We start from the raw sequence: 1,669 nt of genomic DNA on the forward strand, positions 1-1,669 counted from the left end.
ACATTAACGACAAAATAATCGGCATGGGGGAATAAATAGCGAAAACTGCCTAAATAGTCCTCCGGGGCCTTTTCTAGGGGCGTATTTTTCGATTTACAGAGGTTAATACCGATGGGAATCTGTCGGGGTTGTCGTTGCCAAGATTGTTGGAGAGTTGCCGCTAGAACCGGCGCACCGAGGTTATTTGCCCCCATACGGTTTAATCCGGCCAAATCTTCCGGTAAACGAAATAATCTCGGTTTTGGGTTGCCCGGTTGCCCTTCTAGGGTGACAGCACCCACCTCGGCAAAACCAAAGCCGAAATTATGCCAAAGTCCTGCCCCTAAACCGTCTTTATCGAATCCTGCCGCCAATCCGACGGGATTGGGGAAATTTAACCCCCAGAGGCTTTGAGATAGGCGAGAATCGCTAAAACTGAGGGATTCTGATAATTGTGAGATTAACCATTGTCCCCAAAATTCCCCCCGCGAGCGATCGATTTTTTGCAGAGTATTTAATAATTGTTTTTGTGTTCCTTCTAAATTGCCCCGAATAGCCTTGAAAGCTAGAGGATAAAAAGGTTTAATTGTGTCAATTATATTGATCATAAAAAGACAGGAATTAAGGGTTAGGTGTAGGGTGGGTTAGGCAAGAACAAGTTATGTTTTTGACAAAAAATTTCAAATTTGCCGTAACCCACCTAGCATAATCTTTATAAACCTTGACGAGGGTTAAAAGTTTCAATCGCCCGTATTTTTTGATAAAGTTCTAATTCTTCAGGGCTAGGATTGGGAGGATTAACTAAGAGAATTTCCACTAATTGATCGCCCCTTTCTCCTTGGGAAGTGGGATAACCTTTGTTAGCCAAACGTAATCTTTGACCACTTTTTACTCCCTTAGGAATCATCATTTTAACTAACCCGTCAATGGTAGGAATTTCCACAAAACCGCCCACAATTGCCTCGCTAGGAGTAATCGGTACTTGACAGACAATATCAGAACCTTGAATCCTAAAAAAAGGATGCCTAGCGATAGTTATTTTTAAATATAAATCACCCCCTTCAATACCCTGACCTTTGAGACGAATTTTCTGACCATCGATCATAGCTGCCGGCATATCAACCTCTATTGATCTACCATCTTCCAGACGAATTCTTTGTCTGCCACCTTGATAGGCTTTCTCTAAAGGTAAAGTTAATTTTGCTTCCACATCTCGACGAGTTAAACGGGGAGAGGAGGCAATTTTAGCGCGCTTAGTATTAAGGTTATTAAAATCTCTAAACTTCCATAAATCCTGTTCTGTACGGGGGATTTTTCCATTACCGTTACTATTCGCTTTTTCCCCCGGACGTATCCCGCGGCGTTTATTTCCTGTCAAGGAACGATTATACTCAACCCGTTTTTCTTCATCGGAGAGAACATCATAAGCTTCATTAATATCTTTAAACTTTTCTTCGGCCGATTTATCCCCCGGATTAACATCAGGATGATATTGACGCGCCAGTCGTCGAAAAGCCTTTTTGATCTCGTCACCAGTAGCCGTGCGAGATACTCCTAAAACATCATAATAATTAACTAATTGTGGCATATATTCAGTTATCAGTTATCAGTTATCAGTTATCAGTTATCAGTTATCAGTTATCAGTTATCAGTTATCAGTTATCAGTTATCAGTTATCAGTTATCAGTTA

General features: G+C 41.2%; 2 protein-coding genes. Both read right to left on the reverse strand.

Translation table 11 applies throughout. The features are described 5' to 3' along the window. Window positions 1-587, reverse strand: a 587-nt coding sequence (locus PX481_RS20595) for a dihydroorotate dehydrogenase (protein ID WP_502888619.1), incomplete at its 3' end; no start/stop codon positions are given. 104 nt (window positions 588-691) lie between these two features. Then, complete coding sequence (locus PX481_RS20600; RefSeq protein WP_288095724.1) at window positions 692-1,567, reverse strand: J domain-containing protein; 876 nt, start codon at window positions 1,565-1,567, stop codon at window positions 692-694. Window positions 1,568-1,669: the final 102 nt, after the last annotated feature.

The sequence above is a fragment of the Microcystis sp. M53603_WE2 genome, assembly GCF_030065435.1.

Coding starts and splice junctions, on each gene's coding strand:
- PX481_RS20600 (WP_288095724.1), bottom strand. CDS start 1,567: ATGCCACAATTAGTTAATTATTATGATGTTTTAGGAGTATCTCGCACG.